Source organism: Microbulbifer mangrovi (assembly GCF_002009015.1).
GTDB classification, from domain to species: domain Bacteria; phylum Pseudomonadota; class Gammaproteobacteria; order Pseudomonadales; family Cellvibrionaceae; genus Microbulbifer; species Microbulbifer mangrovi.
The window spans coordinates 74,724-97,588 of sequence record NZ_LZDE01000346.1; the positions used below are offsets into that span (position 1 = coordinate 74,724).

General features: G+C 58.0%; 20 protein-coding genes and 1 tRNA gene. 19 read left to right on the plus strand and 2 right to left on the minus strand.

Annotated features, from left to right (window positions below; all coding sequences use genetic code 11):
- The first annotated feature begins 15 nt into the window (after positions 1-15).
- The 13 genes from serC (at position 16) to B4U49_RS18055 (ending at position 14,431) form a co-directional block, all read left to right on the plus strand.
- Positions 16-1,095, plus strand: coding sequence for a 3-phosphoserine/phosphohydroxythreonine transaminase (gene serC, locus B4U49_RS17995; RefSeq protein WP_078085997.1), 1,080 nt, complete (start codon positions 16-18; stop codon positions 1,093-1,095).
- 33 nt (positions 1,096-1,128) lie between these two features.
- Positions 1,129-2,232, plus strand: coding sequence for a prephenate dehydratase (gene pheA / locus B4U49_RS18000; protein ID WP_078085998.1), 1,104 nt, complete (start codon positions 1,129-1,131; stop codon positions 2,230-2,232).
- Positions 2,233-4,524, plus strand: a complete 2,292-nt coding sequence (locus tag B4U49_RS18005; RefSeq protein ID WP_193432864.1) for a bifunctional prephenate dehydrogenase/3-phosphoshikimate 1-carboxyvinyltransferase — start codon at positions 2,233-2,235, stop codon at positions 4,522-4,524. It abuts the gene before it with no gap.
- A gap of 73 nt (positions 4,525-4,597) precedes the next feature.
- Positions 4,598-5,284 carry a (d)CMP kinase gene (gene cmk, locus B4U49_RS18010; protein WP_078085999.1) on the plus strand — a complete coding sequence of 229 codons (687 nt, stop codon included), beginning with the start codon at positions 4,598-4,600 and terminating at the stop codon, positions 5,282-5,284.
- Positions 5,285-5,465: 181 nt separating this feature from the next.
- Positions 5,466-7,145 carry a 30S ribosomal protein S1 gene (gene rpsA, locus B4U49_RS18015; RefSeq protein ID WP_078086000.1) on the plus strand — a complete coding sequence of 560 codons (1,680 nt, stop codon included), beginning with the start codon at positions 5,466-5,468 and terminating at the stop codon, positions 7,143-7,145.
- Between the two features lie 140 nt (positions 7,146-7,285).
- A complete protein-coding gene (gene ihfB, locus B4U49_RS18020; protein WP_078086001.1) occupies positions 7,286-7,594 on the plus strand; it encodes an integration host factor subunit beta in 309 nt (102 codons plus the stop codon).
- Positions 7,595-7,670: 76 nt separating this feature from the next.
- Positions 7,671-7,979: a lipopolysaccharide assembly protein LapA domain-containing protein gene (locus B4U49_RS18025; RefSeq protein ID WP_239692703.1), complete on the plus strand. Its 309-nt coding sequence runs from the start codon at positions 7,671-7,673 to the stop codon at positions 7,977-7,979.
- A gap of 1 nt (position 7,980) precedes the next feature.
- A complete protein-coding gene (gene lapB / locus B4U49_RS18030) occupies positions 7,981-9,171 on the plus strand; it encodes a lipopolysaccharide assembly protein LapB (protein ID WP_078086002.1) in 1,191 nt (396 codons plus the stop codon).
- A 54-nt stretch (positions 9,172-9,225) separates the two neighbouring features.
- Entirely contained in the window at positions 9,226-9,942 is a 717-nt protein-coding gene (pyrF, locus tag B4U49_RS18035) for an orotidine-5'-phosphate decarboxylase (protein ID WP_078086003.1), read from the plus strand.
- Positions 9,943-10,122: 180 nt separating this feature from the next.
- Entirely contained in the window at positions 10,123-10,425 is a 303-nt protein-coding gene (locus tag B4U49_RS18040; protein ID WP_078086004.1) for a ComEA family DNA-binding protein, read from the plus strand.
- A 98-nt stretch (positions 10,426-10,523) separates the two neighbouring features.
- Positions 10,524-11,456 carry an NAD-dependent epimerase/dehydratase family protein gene (locus B4U49_RS18045; protein WP_078086005.1) on the plus strand — a complete coding sequence of 311 codons (933 nt, stop codon included), beginning with the start codon at positions 10,524-10,526 and terminating at the stop codon, positions 11,454-11,456.
- Between the two features lie 203 nt (positions 11,457-11,659).
- Positions 11,660-12,349 (plus strand): MraY family glycosyltransferase, encoded by a 690-nt coding sequence (locus B4U49_RS18050; protein WP_158078653.1) that lies wholly within the window; start codon positions 11,660-11,662, stop codon positions 12,347-12,349.
- An 81-nt stretch (positions 12,350-12,430) separates the two neighbouring features.
- Positions 12,431-14,431 carry a polysaccharide biosynthesis protein gene (locus B4U49_RS18055; RefSeq protein WP_239692704.1) on the plus strand — a complete coding sequence of 667 codons (2,001 nt, stop codon included), beginning with the start codon at positions 12,431-12,433 and terminating at the stop codon, positions 14,429-14,431.
- Positions 14,432-14,591: 160 nt separating this feature from the next.
- Here the strand turns inward: B4U49_RS18055 and B4U49_RS18060 are convergent.
- A tRNA-Asn gene (locus tag B4U49_RS18060) sits at positions 14,592-14,667 on the minus strand.
- Between the two features lie 237 nt (positions 14,668-14,904).
- Here B4U49_RS18060 and uvrB point away from each other — a divergent pair.
- From uvrB to B4U49_RS18090, 6 genes are all read left to right on the plus strand, one after another.
- Positions 14,905-16,914 (plus strand): excinuclease ABC subunit UvrB, encoded by a 2,010-nt coding sequence (uvrB, locus tag B4U49_RS18065; protein ID WP_078086008.1) that lies wholly within the window; start codon positions 14,905-14,907, stop codon positions 16,912-16,914.
- 102 nt (positions 16,915-17,016) lie between these two features.
- Entirely contained in the window at positions 17,017-17,700 is a 684-nt protein-coding gene (locus B4U49_RS18070; RefSeq protein ID WP_078086030.1) for an ABC transporter ATP-binding protein, read from the plus strand.
- Positions 17,688-18,656, plus strand: a complete 969-nt coding sequence (locus B4U49_RS18075; protein ID WP_078086009.1) for an HlyD family secretion protein — start codon at positions 17,688-17,690, stop codon at positions 18,654-18,656. Before B4U49_RS18070 ends, B4U49_RS18075 begins: the two co-directional genes overlap by 13 nt.
- Positions 18,653-19,672: an HlyD family secretion protein gene (locus B4U49_RS18080; RefSeq protein ID WP_078086010.1), complete on the plus strand. Its 1,020-nt coding sequence runs from the start codon at positions 18,653-18,655 to the stop codon at positions 19,670-19,672. Before B4U49_RS18075 ends, B4U49_RS18080 begins: the two co-directional genes overlap by 4 nt.
- A gap of 2 nt (positions 19,673-19,674) precedes the next feature.
- Positions 19,675-20,892, plus strand: coding sequence for an efflux RND transporter periplasmic adaptor subunit (locus tag B4U49_RS18085; protein ID WP_078086011.1), 1,218 nt, complete (start codon positions 19,675-19,677; stop codon positions 20,890-20,892).
- On the plus strand, positions 20,889-22,127 hold the full coding sequence (locus B4U49_RS18090) for an ABC transporter permease (protein ID WP_078086012.1): 1,239 nt from the start codon (positions 20,889-20,891) through the stop codon (positions 22,125-22,127). The genes B4U49_RS18085 and B4U49_RS18090 overlap by 4 nt, the downstream gene beginning before the upstream one ends.
- Before the next feature lie 24 nt (positions 22,128-22,151).
- Here B4U49_RS18090 and B4U49_RS18095 read toward each other — a convergent pair whose 3' ends face one another.
- On the minus strand, positions 22,152-22,862 hold the full coding sequence (locus B4U49_RS18095) for a proteasome-type protease (RefSeq protein WP_078086013.1): 711 nt from the start codon (positions 22,860-22,862) through the stop codon (positions 22,152-22,154).
- Between the last annotated feature and the right edge of the window lie 3 nt (positions 22,863-22,865).

Consider the following 22,865-nt stretch of genomic DNA (forward strand, 5'->3'; position numbering starts at 1 on the left):
TGTGGAAGTACGTCGATGAGGAAGTTTAATTTCTGTGCGGGTCCTGCGGCGCTGCCGGAGCCAGTTTTACGGCAGGCGCAGGAAGAGCTATTGGATTGGCAGGGCGTTGGGTGTTCGGTAATGGAGGTCAGCCACCGGTCGCCAGAATTTACTGCCGTGGCGGAAGCTGCCGAGCAGGATCTGCGGGATCTGTTGAGTATTCCCGGTAATTACAAGGTGTTGTTTCTGCAGGGCGGCGCCACCGCGCAGTTCAGTGCAATTCCCTGGAACCTGTTCGGTGCCGGCAGCAAGAGTGCCGATTACATCCATACTGGACAGTGGGCGGAAAAGGCCATCAAGGAAGCGCGGCGCTACGGCGAGGTGAACATCGTCGCTTCAGCGGAAGATCGCAATTTTTCCTATGCACCTGCGGCGGATGCCTGGCAGGAGAGTGATGATGCGGCTTACTTCCACTACACGCCCAATGAGACCATTGGTGGTGTCGAGTTCCCGTATATCCCGGAAGTGAAAAGTCCGCTGGTGGCAGACATGTCCTCTACGATCCTGTCGCAGCCTCTGGCGGTAGAGAGGTTCGGGTTTATCTATGCCGGGGCGCAGAAAAATATCGGCCCATCTGGCATCGCCGTGGGCATTGTGCGCGACGACCTGCTGGACCGTGCGCTGCCGGATATTCCGCGCAGCCTTAGCTGGAAGATCGCCGCAGATGGCCAGTCCATGGACAACACGCCGCCCACCTTTGCCTGGTACCTGTCCGGCCTGGTGTTCAAGTGGCTGAAAGCTCAGGGCGGTGTAGAGGCGATGGCGGAGTTGAGCTTGAAAAAGTCCCAGCTGCTGTACGGCTTTCTCGATCGCAGTGCTTTCTTCTCCAGTCCGGTGTCGGTGGAGAGCCGTTCGCGGATGAATGTACCGTTTGTCCTTGCTGACGAGAGTCTCGACAAGAAGTTCTTGAAAGAGTCCGAGGAGGCCGGCCTGCTGGCGCTCAAGGGGCATCGTTCAGTGGGCGGTATGCGCGCCTCCCTGTACAACGCAGTTCCGCTGGAGGCGGTGGAAGCGTTGGTGGCCTTTATGGCGGACTTCGAACAGCGCAACGGTTAATTCGAATATTGAATCAGTATTTAGGCGAGAGATATGTCTGAACAAAAGCCGCCGCAGGGCGAGCGTCTGCTCGAACTGCGCAATCGTATCGACAATATCGACAGCGATATCGCACGGCTGATTTCCGAGCGCGCCAATTGTGCGCTGGAAGTGGCAGAAGTGAAAAAGAGCAACGGTGAAGATGCGTTGTATTACCGCCCCGAGCGCGAGGCGCAGGTGTTGCGTCGCGCTATGGAGCGCAATCCCGGGCCGCTGACGGGCGAAGAAATGGCGCGCCTGTTTCGCGAAATCATGTCTGCGTGCCTGGCCCTCGAGGAGCCCATTAAGGTGGCTTACCTCGGGCCCGAGGGGACGTTTACCCAGCAGGCGGCACTGAAGCATTTTGGCCACTCCGCAGTATCCAAGCCGCTGGCAGCAATCGATGAGGTATTCCGCGAGGTGGAGGCCGGTGCGGTGAATTACGGCGTGGTGCCGGTAGAGAACTCCACCGAGGGCGTGGTCAATCACACCCTGGACAACTTCATGACCTCCAACCTGAAGATCTGTGGTGAGGTGGAGTTGCGGATTCACCAGCACCTGATGATTTCGGATATCACCCGCAAGGAATCCATCACGCGTATTTATTCCCATGCACAGAGCCTGGCGCAGTGTCGCAAGTGGCTGGACTCCTATTATCCCAACGTTGAGCGGGTCGCGGTGGCGAGTAATGCGGAAGCGGCCAAGCGGGTGAAAGGTGAGTGGAATGCGGCGGCCATCGCTGGCGATATGGCGGCAGATCTGTACGGGCTGAAGATCCTGAATGAAAAAATTGAAGATCGCCCGGACAACTCCACGCGTTTCCTGATCATCGGCTCCCAGGCAGTGCCTGCCAGTGGCGATGACAAAACCTCACTGATGGTTTCCATGCGCAATGAGCCGGGTGCATTGCACGATCTGCTGGTGCCTTTCCAGACTCACGGTATTGATCTGACCCGGGTGGAAACCCGTCCTGCGCAGACCGGTAACTGGACCTACGTCTTCTTTATTGATTTCGTCGGCCACCGGGATAGCGACAATGTGGCGGCAGCGCTTAAGGACGTCGGTGCCTGCGCATCGGATATGAAAGTGCTGGGTTCCTATCCCCGCGGAGTGCTGTAAATGTCGCTGGCGGGGAATCTGGTCGGGCAGGAGGCCTCAGGTGGGGAAGGTGCGGATAGCCATGTAGTGGGGCGCTTGGTCGTGGTCGGCATCGGCCTGATCGGGGGCAGCCTTGCTCTGGGTCTGAAGGCGGCCAGTGGTTGTCGCGAGGTCATTGGTGTGGCGCGTCGCGCACAGACCTGCGAGCAGGCGCTGGCACTGGGTGTTGTAGACCGAGCGGTTACCGATATTGCCGAGGTGCTGCCGGAACTTCAGGCGGGGGATGTGATTTTCGTCTCCGTGCCCACGCTGACCGTGGAAGCGGTATTTGCCCAGCTGAAAGATCGACTACCTGCCGGTGTTACCGTCACCGATGGCGCCAGCGTCAAGGGCAGTGTGGTTGCCGCGGCGGAAAATGTATGGGGTGTGGTGCCGGAATTCCTGGTGCCTGGCCATCCGATTGCCGGTTCCGAACAGAGCGGTGTTACTGCCGCGCGCGACGATCTCTATATTGCTCACCGCATTATCCTCACCCCGGAGGAGAGCACCGGGGCAGAGCATGTGCAGCGCATTCAGGCAATGTGGCAAGCCGTGGGCGCAGAAGTGCTGAGCATGCCGGTGTCGGAACACGACGAAGTGCTGGCTGCCACCAGTCATCTTCCCCATGTGATTGCCTTTGGTCTGGTGGATACCCTGGCGCACGATGCGGAAAATGAAAATATCTTCCGCTATGCCGCCGGCGGTTTTCGCGACTTCACCCGTATCGCCTCCAGTGATCCGGTGATGTGGCGGGACATCATGCTTGCCAACCGGGATGCAATTTTAAAATCCATCGATCTCTACACCTCCAATCTGGCGTCCCTGCGCAGTGCCATTGCCAGCGGCGATAGCGAACACCTGATGGGGGTTTTTACCCGTGCCAAGGCGGCGCGGGATCACTTTACGAAAATGCTGGCCAAAAAAGCGTATACAGAAACTATGGAAGCGAAGGAAGTAACATTTATCGCCCAGCCGGGCGGTGCTGTGAACGGTGAACTGCGGGTGCCCGGAGACAAATCCATGTCGCACCGCTCCATCATGCTGGGTTCCCTGGCAGAGGGTGTCACCGAGGTAGAAGGATTTCTGGAAGGCGAGGATGCGCTGGCCACTCTGCAGTCTTTCCGTGATATGGGCGTGGTGATCGAGGGGCCGGTCAATGGCCGCGTCACCATCCACGGTGTCGGCATGCATGGCTTGCAGGCGCCTCCGGGGCCTCTGTACGTTGGCAACTCCGGTACTTCCATGCGCCTGCTGGCAGGATTGCTGGCGGGGCAGAAGTTTGATGTCACCCTGACCGGTGATGAGTCCCTTTCCAAGCGCCCGATGAATCGCGTGGCCAATCCGCTGCGTGAAATGGGTGCCGAGGTGGAGACTGGCGAGGGTGGTCGTCCTCCGTTGAAGATCAGGGGTGGCAAGGCGCTCAAGGCGATCGATTACATCTTGCCCATGGCGAGTGCGCAGGTGAAATCCTGTGTGCTGCTGGCCGGTCTTTACGCCGATGGCGAAACCAGTACCACCGAGCCTGCGCCCACGCGGGACCACACAGAGCGTATGCTGGCAGGCTTTGGTTACGAGGTGCTGCGCGATGGTGCCCGCGCCAGTCTCGCCGGTGGCGGCAAACTGTCCGCCTGCCAGATCGATGTACCTGCAGATATTTCCTCCGCAACCTTCTTTATGGTGGCTGCGAGTATCGCGCCGGGCTCGGACGTCTTGCTGCAGCACGTGGGAATCAACCCCACGCGCGATGGTGCTATCACTATCCTGCGCGAAATGGGTGCCGACATCACCCTGGAAAATCGCTGCGAAGTGGGTGGTGAACCGGTCGCGGATATCCGCGTGCGCTACGCTCCCCTCAAGGGCATCAATATTCCGGAAGATCAGGTTCCCCTGGCGATCGACGAGTTCCCAGCAATTTTTGTCGCCGCCGCCTGTGCCGAAGGTGAGACAGTCCTGACTGGCGCAGAGGAGCTGCGAGTCAAGGAGAGTGACCGCATCCAGGCGATGGCGGATGGCCTCAAGATTCTCGGTATTGACGCCGAGCCGACCCCGGATGGCATTGTGGTTCAGGGTAAGGGTGGCAGTGGTGACGGCGCTGTATTTGGCGGCGGCGAGGTGGACAGCCTCGGCGATCACCGCATCGCCATGTCTTTCGCCGTGGCTGCCCTGCGCTCTGGTGCGGATATTCGTATCCAGCACTGTGCCAATGTGGCGACCTCGTTCCCGAACTTCGCCGAGCTGGCCACCAATGCGGGTATGAATCTGGACGTGCGCTGAGTGCGTCGCCAGCCTATACCGCTAAGTTAGAACCCGATCCGCAATATTCACGCGAGCAGCAGTACCGATCGTTATGACAGAAGCTACCCCCAAGGCCCCAGTGGTCACCATCGACGGCCCCAGCGGCTCCGGCAAGGGCACCATCGCCAAGTTGCTGGCGGACAAGCTGGGCTATGCACTACTTGATAGCGGTGCACTTTACCGCCTGACTGCATTGGCTGCTCTCAACGCCGATGTGGATCTGGCGGACGAGGCGCGCCTCGCCGAGACCGCGGCAAATCTGGATATTCGCTTTGCCATCGCGGGGGGAGAGGTTGCTGCAATGCTCGAAGGTAAGGATGTCAGTCGGGATATCCGTATGGAGCGGGTGAGCATGGCGGCGTCTCAGGTGGCCGCGGTTCCTGCAGTGCGTGCGGCACTGCTGCAGCGTCAGCGGGACTTCCGCGCGGCCCCGGGGCTGGTGGCTGACGGTCGCGATATGGGCACTACGGTGTTTCCCGACGCGCCAGTCAAGATATTCCTGACCGCCAGCGCGGAAGAGCGCGCCCGCAGGCGCTTCGACCAGTTGCAGGGTAGGGGGGTTTCTGTTAGCCTCCGCGACCTGCTGGAGGACATCCGCGCCCGGGACGACCGGGATATGAACCGCGCAGCCTCCCCACTGGCACCGGCGGAAGACGCCACAGTGCTGGATAGCACGGACATCGATATAGACGGTGTTCTGCAAAAGGTGCTCGAGTTGGTACAAAAACGTATCGCCTGAGCCGGACTGGCAAACAGTTCCTAAAATCAGTTTTTTAACAACAGCGGCCGGGATCAGCCAGAATCGCCCGGCCGCTGTTGTAATCCGACCCGCGTGCTGGCAGCGCGGTGGGGTCTGAGCTGAAGATTGACTACCTTTTACAGTCATCCCCGGCCGGGCCTGCCCCATATAGGTATGAGTAATGACCGAGAACTTTGCTGAGTTATTTGAAGAGAGCTTGAAGAGTGTTGAGATGGCGCCTGGCGCTATCGTGACCGGTATGGTTATCGACATCGATAAAGACTGGGTAACCGTACACGCGGGCCTGAAGTCTGAAGGTGTTATTCCGGCAGAGCAGTTCAAAAACGAGAAAGGCGAAGTCGATCTGCAGATCGGCGACGAAGTACAGGTAGCTCTGGAAGCCGTTGAAGATGGCTTCGGTGAAACCCGTCTGTCCCGCGAAAAAGCCAAACGCGCTGAAGCCTGGAAAATCCTCGACGCTGCACACGCTGCAGACGAAGTGGTTAAGGGTGTTATCAGCGGCAAGGTTAAAGGTGGCTTCACTGTTGACGTTGCCAACATCCGCGCGTTCCTGCCGGGCTCTCTGGTAGACGTACGTCCGGTTCGCGACACCGCGCACCTGGAAGGCAAAGAGCTCGACTTCAAAGTGATCAAGCTGGATGCCAAGCGCAACAACGTTGTTGTTTCCCGCCGTGCAGTAATGGAAGCAGCGAACAGCGAAGAGCGCGAAGCACTGCTGGCCAGCCTGCAAGAAGGTATGGCGATCAAGGGTATCGTGAAGAACCTGACCGACTACGGCGCGTTCGTAGATCTGGGCGGTATCGACGGCCTGCTGCACATCACCGATATGGCTTGGAAGCGCATCAAGCACCCGAGCGAGATCGTGAACGTCGGCGACGAGATCGAAGTAAAAGTCCTGAAGTTCGACCGCGAGCGCAGCCGCGTATCCCTGGGTCTGAAGCAGCTGGGCGAAGATCCTTGGGTATCCATCAAGCAGCGTTACCCGGAAAACAGCCGCGTGAAGGCTGTTGTAACCAACCTGACCGACTACGGCTGCTTCGCGGAGCTGGAAGAAGGTGTGGAAGGTCTGGTACACGTTTCCGAAATGGATTGGACCAACAAGAACATTCACCCGTCCAAAGTTGTCAATGTTGGCGACGAGGTCGAGGTAATGATTCTGGACATCGACGAAGAGCGTCGTCGTATCTCCCTGGGTATCAAGCAGTGTCAAGAAAACCCGTGGGATGCCTTCGCGCGTAAATTCGCTAAAGGCGACAAGATCTCCGGTAAGATCAAGTCCATCACTGACTTCGGTATCTTCATCGGTCTGGACGGCAGCATCGACGGTCTGGTTCACCTGTCCGACATCTCCTGGAACGAAGCTGGCGAAGAAGCCGTACGCAAGTTCAAGAAAGGTGACGAGCTGGAAACCGTTATCCTGGGTATCGACTCCGACCGCGAGCGCATCTCCCTGGGTATCAAGCAGCTGGAATCCGATCCGTTCTCTGATTACGTAACCAACAACGATCGCGGCAGCATCGTAATGGGTACCATCAAAGAAGTGGACGCCAAGCAAGCCATCATCACCCTGGCGGACGAAGTTGAAGGCGTTCTGCGCGCTTCCGAAATCAGCCGCGACAAGGTTGAAGATGCCCGCAACGCCCTGAAAGAAGGCGAAGAAGTAGAGACCAAGATCACCAGCGTGGATCGCAAGAACCGCGTGATCAGCCTCTCCATCAAAGCCAAGGATCAGGACGACGAGAAGCAGGCGATCAAGGATCACAGCAAGAAGCAGGCAGAACAGGTTCAGCCGGCAACTATCGGTGATCTGATCAAGGCTCAGATGAATAACAAAGACTAATAGGTCCTTGCTATTCATGGTCTCAGCTCAATGAGTTGAGGCTATCCGAAAGCCGGACTGGGGTTGCCCAGTCCGGCTTTCTATTAGATGATTGCCGCTATTCCAGAATAATCAATGACTTAGAAAGGATTGCGGACTGCATGACCAAGTCTGAACTGATCGATAAGATAGCTCTGAGGTTGGATCAGCTGCCGGTAAAGGATGTGGAGCTGGCGGTCAAAGTCATGCTGGACACCATGTCGGGTGTGCTGGCGGAAGGAGAGCGGATAGAAATACGCGGATTTGGCAGCTTTTCCCTGCATTACCGCGCACCGCGAACCGGGCGTAACCCCAAAACCGGGGACTCCGTCGAACTGGCCGGGAAGTATGTACCTCACTTCAAGCCGGGAAAAGAACTCAGGGACAGAGTAAATCAGCAGATGCAGCGCGACGAGTACGAGAGCGCCTGATTGCCGAGCTGATTGCAGTGGGCTAACACTGTAACGGAATTAAGATTTTTCACTCCTTGCGGAGTCGGAGGTTCATTTGTCATTTCTGCGCTGGATATCTCGATTACTGTTTGGGGTGCTCGCACTCGCCTGTATTGCCCTGGGCGTATATTTCGCCGTAGACAACCCGGAAAGTATTACGCCACGATTTGCAGGGTATGACCTGTTTCCGGGTAGCGTGGGATTCTGGCTGATTGGTTTCTTGCTGATCGGTGCCTTGCTGGGCTTCCTGGCCAGCCTGCTGCCCTACTGGACCGAGCGGCGCCGGGTAAAAGCGCTGGAGCGTCAGTTGCTGCGTACCGAGCGCGAGCTGCACACGGTTCGTCGCCAGGTTGCCGGAGAGTGAGTTGAGCGACCTGACATTTTTCATTTTTATTTTTGCCGCCATCGGGATCGGCTGGTATCTCGGTCGTAAGAGCGGCAAAAAGAAAGGTGCTAAAAACAATCAGCACCAGGCGCTGGCGCAGTCCTATGCGCAGGGCCTCAATTATCTTCTCAGCGAGCGCCACAACGATGCCATCGAGAAATTTATCGATGCGTTGGAGGTCAGCAGCGCCACCTTCGAAACCCATCTGGCCCTCGGCAACCTGTTGCGCAAGCGTGGCGAGTACGATCAGGCCATCCGGGTGCACCAGAACCTGTTAGCCCGTCCGAGCCTGAACCGTATCAGTCAGCAGAAGGCCCAACTAGAGCTGGCCCGGGACTATATAGCCGCGGGATGGCTGGATCGCGCCGAGCGCCTGCTGCAGGAGCTGGTGGAAACGTCTTCCGAGCTGCGCAGTACCAGTCTGGAATACCTCGTTGAGGTTTACCGGGATGAGCGGGAGTGGGCCAAGGCCATTCACGCGGTCAATCTGTTGCACAGCCGCCGATTCAAAAAATTGCCGGAAGAGTGGGCCCCGATCCAGGCGCACTTCTGCTGCGAGCTGGCGGACGAAGCCATCAATGGAAAAGACTATCTGAGCGCGCGCAAGCATATCGATGCGGCGCTGGGGTACGATCGTCATTCGGTGCGAGCCAACCTGTTGCTTGGGCGTCTCGAATACCTGCTGGGGCGTCCGCAGAGTGCCATCAAGGTCCTGGAGCGGGTGCCAAAGCAGAACCCGGACTATATTCCCGAAATCCTCGAGCTACTGATTACCAGCTATGAAGCGGTGGGTGATGAGGCTGGCCTCGTGGATTACCTGGAGCGGTTGCTCAAAGAGCATCCCTCCAACAGTGTGCTGATCGCTTTGACCGAGCGCATCCATCAGCAGAGAAGCGAGGCCGATGCTGCCGCTTTTATTGGCAAGCAACTGGCGCTGCGCCCGTCTCTGCGCGGGTTGGGGCATTTTCTCAACCTGCACGTGGATAGTACCCAAGGGCGCGCTCGTGAAAACCTGTTCCTGCTGAAAAACCTGATTGACCAGCTTATCGCCAGCCGGCCCCATTACCGCTGCAATAACTGTGGTTTTTCCGGTAACCAGCTGCACTGGCTTTGCCCCAGCTGCAAGCGCTGGGACAGTGTGCGTTCCGTAAAGGGTATCGAGGGCGAGTAAGCTTCGGCCCGCGGCGCGTACCCTTCAACCTGTTTCTGACTTTTGAGGTGTTCATTGACTGACTCTGTATCCTCTCCGGTGATCGTGGCACTGGATTACGACAACGCGGAAGCTGCTCTGGCGATGGCCGCACAACTTGACCCAACCGTGTGTCGGGTTAAGGTCGGCAAAGAGCTGTTTACCATTGCGGGCCCCGACCTGGTGCGCAAGCTCGTGGAGTCCGGATTTCAGGTGTTTCTGGATCTGAAATTTCACGATATTCCCAATACTGTTGCGGCTGCGGTACGCGCGGCGGCGAATCTGGGTGTATGGATGGTCAACGTGCACGCCAGTGGTGGCGAGCGGATGATGCGCGCTGCTGCTGAGGTTCTGGCCCCGCTGGGTGACCAGCGTCCGCTGCTGATTGGCGTCACAGTGCTGACAAGTACCGCGGAAGATGAGTTGGCACCGGTCGGGGTTACTCGCCCGCTTGCCGAGCAGGTGGTAGCACTGGCCAAGCTCGCGCAAGAAAGCGGGCTGGACGGCGTGGTGTGTTCCGCTCAGGAAGCCGAAAAACTGAAGTCTGAATGCGGTTCTGATTTTGCCCTGGTAACCCCCGGCATTCGTCCGGCGGGCTCCGACGCGGGCGATCAGCGGCGTATCGTGACCCCGGTGCAGGCGCTGAAGAATGGTTCCGATTATCTGGTGATTGGTCGCCCGATTACCGGGGCTGAAAATCCGGCAAAAGCGCTCGCGGCCATCGTCGAGGAAATTCAGCAATCGGAGCGATAAGCTCCGGTTGGAACGGTTGTTCAAATTTGAGATCGGGTGTATTGCGCTGTAATAGCGCGTAATGGCTATTCGCTCAAAAATCCCGGTATTAGATGGTAGAGTCTTTCAGGCCTTGGGGAAGTTTGTGGTCCCATGGAGTTAAAAGGAGTGTAAACCCAAAACAATCAAAAGGATTTTGCCATGAAATTTTTCCGTATCCCGCTGGCCGCAATTTTTGCGATTGCCCTGTTGGTCACCAACGCTCAGATGGTGAGCGCTGAGGAGACTGCGTCGCAGGAGCAAGTGCAGGCGCTGGTTAACCTGAATACAGCCTCCGTGGAGGAGCTGTCCGAGGTGCTGGAAGGCGTAGGCCCCGCAAAGGCGGCGCTGATCGTCGAGTACCGCGAGGCGAACGGAAACTTTTCCAGCACGGAGCAGTTGCTGGAGGTGAAGGGAATCGGGGTTGCCACGCTGGAGAAGAACAAGGATCGGATCCAGCTGTAATGATCTCATCGAGACAGCGCCAGAGGGCGCTGTCTTTTTTTGTGGGGTCGGATTGAGCTGGGACCGATTGAAATATACAGAAGGTAGAAAAGGTAAAAATGCGCTGGGTGGTAATAGGCAGCTCGGGATATATCGGTTCGGCTTTGTGCCGTTACCTGATTGAGGACGGTAGGGCGGTGCTCTCCGTATCTCGTGGTGCGGCAGGTCCACAGGGGTGTCGCCACCTTCAGATCGGGGAGTTTGTTGCGGAGTCGTTTGCCGGTTTATTCGAGCCCGGGGACATCGTCGTCTACGCAGCCGGGATGTCGTCCGCGCGGGATTGCCGCAAGAACCCTGTGCTGGCAGATATGTTGAACAGTCAGCTGCCGGGCGCACTACTGCCGCTCGCCGACAAGGCGGGGGCGGAACAGTTTATATACCTTTCCAGTGTCAAGGCGGTGCGTGCGCCCGCTGGAGAGGTTGTGATAGAGGGAGTGGGGCAGCCTGCTGAAGATCCGTACGGCCATAGCAAGTGGCGTGCAGAGCAGGGTTTGCTGGCTCTGCATTGCGCTACACGGATCAATATCCTGCGCCCGGCGGCTGTTTACGGGGAGTATTCCGGAGATGCGGGAGTAGGGCAGCCGACCCCGCGCAAGCGCGCGTTCGTGTGGCGGAATAGATTGAAGCGGTGGTGCAAGTTGATTCCCGTGGTGCCAGCGACCGGGTATCGGAGTTTTGTAGCATTGGGGGATCTGCTTTCCGCCATAGTGATACTGGCGGAATCCAGCTGTAACCGGGAAGTGTTTATTGCTGCGGAACCCCGATATTACAATCTGGCTGCGATCGGCGAGGCAGCCAGTGGGCGCCGTGTAAAAAGTGATCGATTTTTTGCCGGGTTACTGCTGCTGCCATTCCGGGTTCTGTCGGTCCTAGGCGTCAAGACCAGCATCCTTGAAGTGACGCGGAGCGAGCTTTATAGTGCTGGGCGCCTAAAATCGCGGCTCAACTGGCGGCCGGATGGGCAATACAGTCAATTTTTGAGGGGTAAATAATGGGGGCGGTTCTGGAAATTTGGCTGGCCCCGTTATTAGTATCCTCTGTGGTAACCGCGTGCATTTTACGCGTGCTGCTTGCCCGCCTGGGTAACCTGGCGCTGGACACACCGAATCATCGCTCCCTGCACGAGACGCCGGTGCCGCGTACCGGTGGCTGGGCACTAATTGGCGGTGTCTGCTGCGGCATAGCGATCAGTGGTATGACGCTATCTGTTGGCACCGTTTTTGCTTTTCTCCTGTTGTTTTTAGTGTCACTGGTTGACGATTTGCGTCAGCTTGGCGCTGGATTGCGCTTTGCTGTACAAACTTTATCCGTATCGTTGCTATTGTATTCACTGGCGCCTCAGGTCGAGCTTTTGCTTTTGTGGCCTGTTCTGATTTTTGCCGGTGTGTGGTCCATCAACCTGTACAACTTTATGGACGGGATGGACGGTTTTGCTGGCAGTATGACGGGTATCGGCTTTGCCACATTGGGTATCGTCTGCGCTTTACGGGGGACGACCGCACTGGCGGGGATCTGTTTCCTGATGGCCATCTGTAGTGTCGTGTTTCTGTACTACAATTGGCCGAAGGCGCGTATCTTTCTTGGAGATGCGGGCTCTACGGTAATCGGCCTGGCTGTGTTCGCTGTAGGCGTCTCGGGTTGGCAGCAGGGAGTATTCCACTGGTTGGTGCCGCTACTGGTATTTTTACCGTTCTGGCTGGATGCGACAGTTACCTTGATGATCCGGGTGTTGAAGAGAGAGCGCTGGTGGGAGGCGCACCGGCAACACCTGTATCAGCGTATGGCTTTGAGGTTTGGGGTAAAAACTTCACTTTTTATCGAGTTGTCCGTGATGCTCTGCACGTCCCTGTTGGCGTTGCTACTGGTAGTATCTGGGGTGGCTTGAATTATTCCATCGGAAGGTTGAGATGTATTTGTTTAGGGAATGGATCACTCTGATCCTGGACCGGATCATATTGGGGGAATAGTGAAGCGCTTTTACAAGGCTGCGCAAAAAAACTACAAGCCGGTTTTAATGCTGTGTTACGACCTGCTGATGCTAACGGCGGCATTTCTGCTGGCGATGACCATCCGGTTCAATGGGGCCGGACTGGTTACCGAGCCTGCAATGGCGCTGTGCCTCGGGATGACGCTGGTCTCCAGTAGTTTCATATTCCTGCGGTTGGGGCTGTACCGCACGGTAATTCGCTACATGGGGCAGCAGGCGATTGTAGCTGTGCTCCAGGGGGTTACCGCCTCGGCGGTGGTGCTGGCCGTCGCTTCCTACCTTACCTACGCCGGCGTACCCCGTTCGGTTCCTGTTATTTACTGGTGTTTCGCACTGATAACCGTGGGCGGCTCCCGCTGGCTGGTGCGTATCTATTACCAGATGGCGCTGGAAATCCACAAAAACAGAGTGGCGATCTACGGTGCGGGCACCGCCGGACTTCAGCTCTATAAAGGGTTGATCCATGGCGAAATGTACAAAACTGTCGCCTTTTTCGATGACAATGCCTCCAAGCAGAATACCCTGATCGACGGTGTGCTGGTCTACAGTCCGGCGAATATTCTGGAAGTGATCGCTGAGCGGGATATTTCCGAAGTGCTGCTGGCCATGCCGGGCGTGCCCAAGCGACGTCGCCGGGAAATTACCCGCAGTCTGCGAGAGCGCGGCATTGTGGTGAAAGTGATTCCGGGCATGGAAGAGCTGGTAGACAGTGCCGGTCGCGTGTCCGATGTCTCCCAGATCTATGAAAACATTCTCGGCCGCGCGCCGGTCGAGCCCCAGAAGGAGCTGGTATCTTCCTCGATAGCCGGCAAGATCGTGCTGGTGACTGGCGCAGGTGGCTCTATCGGGTCTGAATTATGCCGTCAGATCATCCAGTGGGAGCCGGCGCAGCTGATCATGCTGGAGGCGTCGGAATTCTCCCTGTACCAGATCGAGCGCGAGCTGCGTCAGCAGCAGCAGGACGAAAACCTTCAGGTGGAAGTGACAGCGCTGTTGGGGGATGTCCGTAATCGCACCCGCATGGCGGAGATTATCCAGTCGTTCAAGATTCATACTATTTATCACGCAGCGGCCTACAAGCATGTCCCGCTGGTAGAGCAGAACGTTGCAGTGGGCGCCGAGAACAACGTCCTCGGCACGCTGTCTGTACTGGAAGCCGCTGAGGCCTCAGGCGTTGAACAGTTTGTACTGGTCTCCACCGATAAGGCGGTGCGCCCCACCAATGTAATGGGGGCCACCAAGCGTCTTGCCGAGCTCGTCTGTCAGGATTTCGGGCGGCGCTTCGGTCGCACCCGCGTATGTATGGTGCGCTTTGGTAATGTACTCGGTTCTTCGGGTTCGGTTATTCCCCTGTTTACCGACCAGATCAATGCCGGTGGCCCGGTAACGGTGACCCACCCCAAAGTGACCCGATTCTTTATGACCATCCCGGAAGCTGCACAGCTGGTCCTGCAGGCGGGCAGTATGGGGCGCAAGGGCGAAGTTTTCGTGCTCGATATGGGGGAGCCGGTACGTATCCTCGATATCGCCCGGCGCCTTATTCAGATCATGGGGCATACCGTGCGTGATGACGCCAACCCGGATGGGGATATCGAAATTCAGATCACCGGCTTGCGTCCTGGCGAAAAGCTGTATGAAGAGCTGTTGCTGGGTGACACGGTCGCGGGAACCGACCATCCCATGATTATGCGCGCGGAAGAAGAGCGCTTGTCCAGTGAGCAGTTGCAGTTGTTTATTGGTGAGCTGCGCGAAGCTTGCGCCCGGCAAGACGCGGAAAGTGTCCATCGGATCCTGGTGGAAGCGGTGAAAGACTATGCGCCGAAGCAGGAACTGATCGACGTGGTGTGGAACCAGTCGATGGCGAGTGCTGCAGATCGCGGACTGCCGGTGGCGGCAGAGCGCGGTGCGGAAGTGAAGCAGTTGCCGACCGCAGGAAGGGGTAGGGTACGGCGCCTGACGGGTGAAATGCCTGAGGTGTAGTGGGTGGTATTTGTCCGGCCGAGAATTTGGAAGAAGCCCCGCATCATGCGGGGCTTCTTCTTTTCTGGCGTTTCTCGATAGCGTTTCACGCAGATCTATTTGGTGGATCTTCAGGCAATAAAAAACCCCGCGACCTTTTCAGGTGCGGGGTTTCTTTATTTGGCTCCGCCTGCTGGGCTCGAACCAGCGACCCAATGATTAACAGTCATTTGCTCTACCAACTGAGCTAAGGCGGAACTGTGTCTGATCAGTCTGCAAAATGCCGTCCCGGTCAGATGGCGCGTATCTTATAGAGCACCCCAGAGTAGGTCAACCCCTTTATTTAAAATTAACCCTTTGATTTTGCAGTGTTTATTTTCTCGCCGGGTGAGTGTGGCCGAGGGGGTGAAATTTGTCGCCGCGGTGTTCATCCGCCTACAATTTCCGTCTTGGGAGCGCGCGCCGCGCGCACAGCAGATTGGTGAGTAGGGCATATGGAATCGCGACCATTTGAAGTGGTGAGCAAGTACGAGCCGGCCGGTGACCAGCCAGCCGCAATTGAAGCGCTGGTAGAAGGTATCGGTGACGGTCTCGCACACCAGACCCTGCTGGGGGTTACCGGCTCGGGCAAGACCTTCACCATGGCCAATGTGATCGCCCAGGTGCAGCGGCCCGCCATTGTCATGGCCCACAACAAGACCCTCGCGGCGCAGCTCTACGGCGAGCTCAAGGAGTTCTTTCCGCGCAACGCCGTGGAGTACTTTGTTTCCTACTACGACTACTACCAGCCGGAAGCCTATGTGCCGTCGTCGGACACCTTTATCGAGAAGGATGCGTCGGTCAACGAACACATCGAGCAGATGCGTCTGTCCGCCACCAAGGCATTGATCGAGCGCAAGGATGTGATCGTGGTGGCCACCGTGTCCGCCATCTACGGCCTGGGTGATCCGGACAAATACCTGAAAATGGTACTGCACCTGGACCGCGGCGATATCGTCGATCAGCGCACTATCCTGCGCCGTCTGGCAGAGCTGCAGTACACCCGCAACGATGCCGATTTCCGCCGTGCGACCTACCGGGTACGCGGGGACATTATCGATATTTACCCCGCCGACTCGGATATGGAGGCGGTGCGTCTGTCCCTGTTCGATGAGGAGATCGAAGAGATCACCCTGTTCGATCCGTTGACCGGGGAGATTCTGCACAAGGTGCCGCGTATCACGATCTTCCCCAAATCGCACTATGTGACACCGCGGGAAACCATCGTCAAGGCCATCGACCAGATCAAGGAGGAGCTCACCGAGCGTCTCAAGCAGCTGCGTGACAACAACAAACTGCTGGAGGCCCAGCGCCTGGAGCAGCGCACCCGTTACGACCTGGAGATGATGCAGGAGCTGGGCTATTGCAACGGGGTGGAAAACTATTCGCGCTATCTCTCCGGTCGCGACGTGGGGCAGCCACCGCCCACGCTGTTCGATTACCTGCCGCACGATGCCTTGCTGATCATCGATGAGAGTCACGTAACCGTGCCGCAGATCGGCGGTATGTACCGCGGTGACCGCTCGCGCAAAGAGACCCTGGTGGAGTACGGATTCCGCCTGCCTTCGGCACTGGATAATCGCCCGCTCAAGTTTGAAGAGTGGGAGAACCTGTCGCCACAGACGATCTTTGTATCCGCGACGCCGGGCAAATATGAGGCGGAGCACGCCGGGGCCGTGGTTGAGCAGGTGGTGCGCCCCACTGGCCTGGTGGACCCTATCGTGGAGGTGCGCCCGGCGGCCACCCAGGTGGACGATACGCTGTCCGAGATCCACCGGTGTGTGGATGCGGGACAGCGCGTGCTGATTACCGTGCTGACCAAGCGCATGGCAGAGGATCTGACCGAGTACCTGAGCGACAACGGCGTACGCGTGCGCTACCTGCACTCGGATATCGACACGGTGGAGCGGGTGGAAATCATTCGCGACCTGCGCATCGGCGAGTTCGACGTTCTGGTGGGCATCAACCTGCTGCGGGAAGGCCTGGATATGCCCGAGGTCTCTCTGGTGGCCATATTTGATGCGGACAAGGAAGGCTTCCTGCGTTCCGATCGCTCGCTTATCCAGACCATCGGTCGCGCTGCCCGTAACCTGCAGGGCAGGGCCATTCTGTATGCCGACAAAATTACCGATTCCATGCAGCGTGCGCTGGACGAAACCCAGCGCCGCCGGGAAAAGCAGCTGGAGCATAACGCAGAGCACGGAATTACTCCGAAAGGCATTGTCAAAAGTGTCGCCGATATTATGGAGGGTGCCATCGCGCCGGGCGTGCCGGCCCGTGGTCGACGCAAGGTGGCAGAGAAGGGCGGTACCTACAAAGCCGACCAGAAACCGCTCTCGGATAAGGAGCGTTGGGCAAGGATCGAAGAGCTGGAAGAGAAAATGTACCAGCACGCGAAGAACCTGGAATTTGAGGCCGCGGCAAAACTGCGCGATGAAATCACCCAGCTCAAGGAACAGCAGTAACGGGACACTTATTGCGCCGCACAGGCTGATTCGGTAGTCTGAAGTGGTACGTGAATATCGTACTACATAAGCTGGCTCCAACAGCCCACAATGGATTGGCGCGTGATAAAAATAAAAGGATTGCGCAGGGAGTATGGTGACGGCGATGCCCGGGTAGTGGCATTGCGCGATGTCTCCCTGCATATTGAAAAGAACGAATTTGTCGCTGTAATGGGCTCATCCGGGTCCGGCAAGTCGACACTGATGAATATCCTCGGCTGTCTGGATCAGCAGACAGCCGGCCACTACTGGCTCGATGATCGCGAAGTGTCGAGCTTCGACGACGCATCCCTCTCCGCCATCCGCAATCGCCATATCGGCTTTATTTTTCAGACTTTCCATCTTTTGCCGCGTCTTACCGCGCAGCAGAATGTGATGCTGCCCCTGCGTTTTGCCGACACCGACTTGTCAGCGGATGCCGGTGAGCGCGCCGTAGAAATGCTTGCGCGGGTGGGTTTGGGGCATCGTATTGATCATCGACCATTCGAGATGTCTGGCGGCCAGCGGCAGCGGGTTGCCATTGCACGGGCGCTGATTAATCGGCCAAAAGTCATTTTTGCCGATGAGCCCACGGGTAACCTCGATAGTAAGACCTCTGAAGAAATTCTCGAATTGCTGTGCGCGCTACATGACGAAGGGCAGACCATCGTCATGGTGACCCATGAGCAGGAAGTGGCAAGCCGTGCCCAGCGCATTATCCGCATGAGCGATGGCGAAGTGGTGGAGGATTCGAAATGTCCCGCCTAGTCGTCCTGCTACTGCTGCTCATATCGTCCCCAGTCCTCTCTTCACAGGCGCCACTGTTGCTCAGTGGCGAGCTGCGCGCGGAAAAAAGCCAGTCGTTCTTTTCGCCGACTACCGACAGCTGGCGGGTCGAAGTGCAATGGCTGATGCCTGAGGGGCAGGTAGCGCAGCCGGAGGAAATCGTCGCGGTATTTGACGGTGCTGCGATTCAGGGGGAGATTGATTCGCAAATCGCTGTCCTGGAGACCGCGGAAGAAAAACTGGACAAGGACGACAGCAAGTTTGCCCAGGATGTGCTGGAGAAAACCTACGCACTCAAGCGCGCGGAGTTACTGCTGAAAAAGGCGGGCATCGACGCCGCGGTCCCCAAGCAATACCTGAGTGCCTACGAGTATGAATCCTATCAGGTAGCCGAAAAGCAGGCGGAGTCCGCCGTGCGCAAGGCGCGCAAAGAACTCGCCCAGGCTGAGCTGACCCGCGAAGTGGCGACAAAAAAGCAGCGGGCCAAAATCGCCAGCACCCAAGCAATCCTGGCGTACAAGCGTGCACAGCTGGAGTCCATGTCCGTGCGTGCCGAGCGGTCCGGTCCGGTGCTCTATGGCAAGCATCCCTGGACCGGCGAGCGGGTATTTGTGGGAATGACTGCGCAACCGGGTTGGCTGATTGCCGAGATTCCCTCTCTCAGTAATTTGTATGTCGAGGCCTGGCTGCACGAGGTGGACGCAGAGCGGGTGCGCAGTGGCCAGGATGCGGCGCTGGTTTTTGATGCCTATCTTGAGCGTCGGATTCCTGTGCACCTTGCCGACATCGGAACCCAGCCACAAAAGCGACAGGAGCTTGGACCGGGACTTTACTACCGCCTTGTATTCAAGTTTATCGAGCAGCCCGAGCTGGAATTGTTGCCGGGTATGGGGGCGCGTATCGAGTTCCCGCAGCGTCTTGAGGAGGACGGCCAGTGAAATGGCGTATCGCTGTATTGGCATTGTTGCTCGCGGGTTGTAGCGATGGTGGGCAGGACGAAGCAGCAAGCACCGTTGGGCGCATATCCATTCCGCCGATCCCGGGAGAGCTGGAATCCGCGCGTGCGGTCATGGTCGCGCCGCCCGCGATCAAGCGGATGTGGCAATACAACATCAAGCGCATGGTGCCCGAGAACAGCCACGTGGAAGAAGGGGCCGTGGTTGTGGAATTCGATGATAAGCCAGTGCGCGAACGGATGATCGAAAGGCGCTCTGAATTGAAGCGGCAGCGCAGCGAGCTCAACAATACCCAGTTGAAAGAAAAGCAGACCGCGAAGGACGACATCCTTGCCATCGAGGAAAAGCGGGCCGAATTTGAAAAGGCCGAGCGCCGGGCCAACATTCTCGACCAGTCCATGTCGCGAATAGAGCGGGAAAAAGCCGCGATCGATTTTGAGATCGCGCGCAATGACCTGACTCTGGCGCGCGAGCTTGCTGAGATGCACAAGCGCACCGGTGCGTTGCGTATTTCCATGGCCAAGCACAAGGTGGCGCGTTACGAGGGCGAGGTGGCCGCACTCAAAGCCGAGATGGAAAAGCTCAAGGTCAAAGCGTCAATTGGCGGTCTGGTGCAGTATGTCGCCAACTGGAAAGGGGAAAAGCCCTCTGCCGGCGAGTCGGTGCGGTTTGGTCAGCCCGTCATGCAGATTTCCGATCTGAGCCAGATGCGGGTACGCGCACAGGCGGATGAAGTGGACAAGGCCCATCTCAGTGTCGGCGCCGGTGTAGAGGTGGCGATCGACGGCGCAGAGGCAATAACCCTGCGCGGCCAGATCATTGAGCTGGGACGAGTGGTGCGGGATCGGGCCAAGGGGGATCGCCGCCGGGTGCTGGATCTGCTGGTAGGGCTCGAAGAGGGCGGCAGTGCGTCGCTCAAGCCGGGCATGACCGCTTCACTATCTCTCGGTAAGTCCGCCGATAAAAAGCGGGCTTCTTCTGTGGCGGAGGCACTCTGAGTATGAAAACGCCGTTAGCGCCCGTTTTCCTGTGTCTGTCCGCGCTGCTTTACGCCTGCGGAGAGCAGCAGGCAGAGCCATTACTGTTTCAGGTTGAATACACCGAGCGTGCCGGTCTGGTACCCGCGCGGGGCGAGTTGGAAGCCGCGTCCGCGACTAGCATCCAGGCGCCTTCATCCGGACCGCCGAAATTCATTGCCTGGCTGGCTCCGGAGTATTCCCAGGTCAAAAAAGGGGACGTTATTGCGCGCTTCGACGGCGCGCAGATGCGGCGCCAGCAGAGCTACGTCGCCGGGGAGCTGATTCAGGCAGAGGAGGACTTGCGGGAAAAGCGCGGTCTTCTGGACACCGAGCAGGTTGCCATTCTTGCGGATATTGATCAGGTATCGGTGGAAAAAGGCTTTGCCGAGCGGTTTTCGGTAGAAGATGACCGGCTCAAGTCGCGCCTGGAAATTTTGGAGGAGCAGCTGGATACCCAGTACCTGCAATCCAAACTGAATTATCTCGACTGGAAGGGCGAGCGATTTGCCACCAGTGCGGAGGGCGAGTTGGCGGTGCTTGCGGTGACGGAGCAAAAGCACAGTGCAGAGATCGAGCGCCTGGCCCAGGGGCTTTCGGAGCTGGAAGTCGTTGCTCCACACGATGGCATATTGACCTACGCGGCCAATTGGCGTGGGGAGAAGCCCCAGGTGGGTGGCCAGGTCTGGCCCGGGCACAAGGTTGCCGACCTGCCGGATACCCGTGTAATGCAGGCAAAGCTGCAGGTGTCGGAGCGGGAGGCTATCGGGCTTGCAGAGGGGCAGCTGATCAGTGTCTGGTTTGAAACAGATCCGACGCAGCGCTTTGCTGCCAGGGTGCAAAGCATCAGTGCGGCGCCTTCGACCATCGAGCGCGGCAACCCGCAGAAGTACTACCAGGTAATCGCCGGGTTTGAGCAGCAGTTTCCCCGGCAATTTAAACTCGACCGCGACGTGCGCGCGGAAATTCGGGTGGTCGATACCGGACGGCGACTGGAGGTGCCGGTGCAGTGCCTGTTCCGGGATGGCAGCAGTGCCTATGTCTATTTGTATCGGGACGGCCGTTTCCAGCGGCGCGACGTCACGACCGGGCAGGTTACCCCCACGCATATTGAAATCACCGAAGGTCTGCTGCCCGGTGATCGCATTTCCCTGTACGAGATTTCGTCCTCGCACCCGGTTTCGCAGGAGGTGGATGCATGAAAGTGCAACTGGCGAGTTTTCGCGAGGCGCTGGCGGAGCTGTCCCAGCACAAGCTGCGCACCTTGCTGACCCTGCTGGGAATGATCTTTGGCGTCGGCGCGGTGATTGCCATGCTCAATATCGGCAAGGGTGCCGAGCGCGAGGCCTTGCGCATGATCGAGACCATGGGGCTCAATAACCTGATTGTGCAGGGTCCGGAGTTGGAAAAAGAGGAGCTGTTCGAGCAGCGCAAACAGTCCGCCGGCCTCAGCCTGCGCGACGGTGAGGCGGTGCTGGCAACGCTCGAGTTTGTCGAGGCATTTGCTGCGCAGAAGTCACTGGAAACCTACAGCCTGTACAGTCGTTTTGGCAAAAGTGAGGCTGCGGCCACGGGTGTGAGTCCCGCATATTTCCGTATGTCCCCGTTTGAGCTCTCGGCCGGTCGCCTGATCGATAGCGAGGACGAGCAGTATTTTGCTCAGGTGGCGGTGTTGGGGGAGTCGGTGGCACGCCAGTTGTTTCCCGGTGGTTCCGCGCTGGGCGAGCGGATCAAGATCAATCAGTTGTGGTTTACCGTAGTCGGTGTGCTGGATTCGCCCTTTGTCGCGGGCTCGGAGTTTGAGGGCGTGCGCCTCGGTGCGGAGCAGGACCGGGTATTTATACCGCTGTCCGCGGCCATGCAGCGCTACCCCAGTGAGCCGCTCGCCGCGGAAGTGACCGAATTGAAATTCAAGCTGGTCGATGGCACCGATGCCGGCGAAGCGGCGCGGGCCATTACCCATCTGCTCAATCGTCGCCACAACAGCGTCAAGGATTTCACCATGGTGGTGCCGGCGGCGTTGATGGCGCAGAAGATGGAGACCCAGGCCATTTTCAATATCGTGATGTCCTGTGTTGCGGGGATCTCCCTGCTGGTTGGCGGCATCGGCATCATGAACATCATGCTCGCCACAGTGCTGGAGCGCACCAGTGAAATCGGGCTGCTGCGCGCGATTGGCGCCACCCGGCGGGATATCCGCAGTCAGTACCTGATCGAAAGCTTCACCATCGCCATTTTGGGCGGGCTGCTGGGTATTCTGTTCGGGGTGTTGCTGTCGGAAGTGATCGCCCTGTACGCGGGCTGGGCTGTGTCCTGGTCCGTGAGCGGGATACTGCTGTCGTTCAGTGTATGCGCGGCTATCGGTCTGCTGTTCGGAGTTTATCCGGCGATCAAGGCTTCGCGCCTCAATCCCATCGACGCATTGCAGAGCGACTGACGCCTGGCCCGGCAGTGCGGGCTTTCAGGGCATATCGTCAAACAGCAGCTTGATACCGGCGCTCCAGGAGCGCCGCAGGCGATTGAAGTATTCATCCTCCTCCTCGATCCGCTCCATGCTAATTTCCAGCGCGTCATTGCGGTATACCGCAATATCCAGCGGCATGCCCACCGACAAATTCGAGTGCATGGTGGAGTCGAAGGAGATCAGCGCGCATTTCACCGCCTGATTCAGGCCGGTATCGTGATGGATGATCCGGTCCAGGATCGGCTTGCCGTACTTGCTCTCGCCAATTTGCAGGTAGGGAGTGTCTTCGGTGGCCTCGATGAAATTCCCCTCGGGGTAGATATGGAAAAGGCGCGGTTCCTCGCCGCGTATCTGCCCGCCGAACAGGATATGACAACCAAAATCCACGCCCGCATTCTGCTGCCCCTGGGCGTTGTGGGAAATAATCGATTTCACCTGCTCCCCAATCAGCTCCGCCGCGCGAAACAGGCTGCTGACGGTAAACAGGCTCGGCTCTTCTTTCTCGGCAATCTGGATTTGCAGGCGGCTGATCAGGTTCTGGGATGTAGCAAGGTTGCCGGAGGTGAGCAGGGTAAAGCAGCGTTCCCCCGACTGCTGGAAAAGGTGCATTTTGCGAAAGCTTGCAACCTGGTCGACACCGGCATTGGTGCGGGTATCAGAGGCGAACACCAGCCCCTCGTTTAATCGCATGGCTATACAGTACGTCATGGC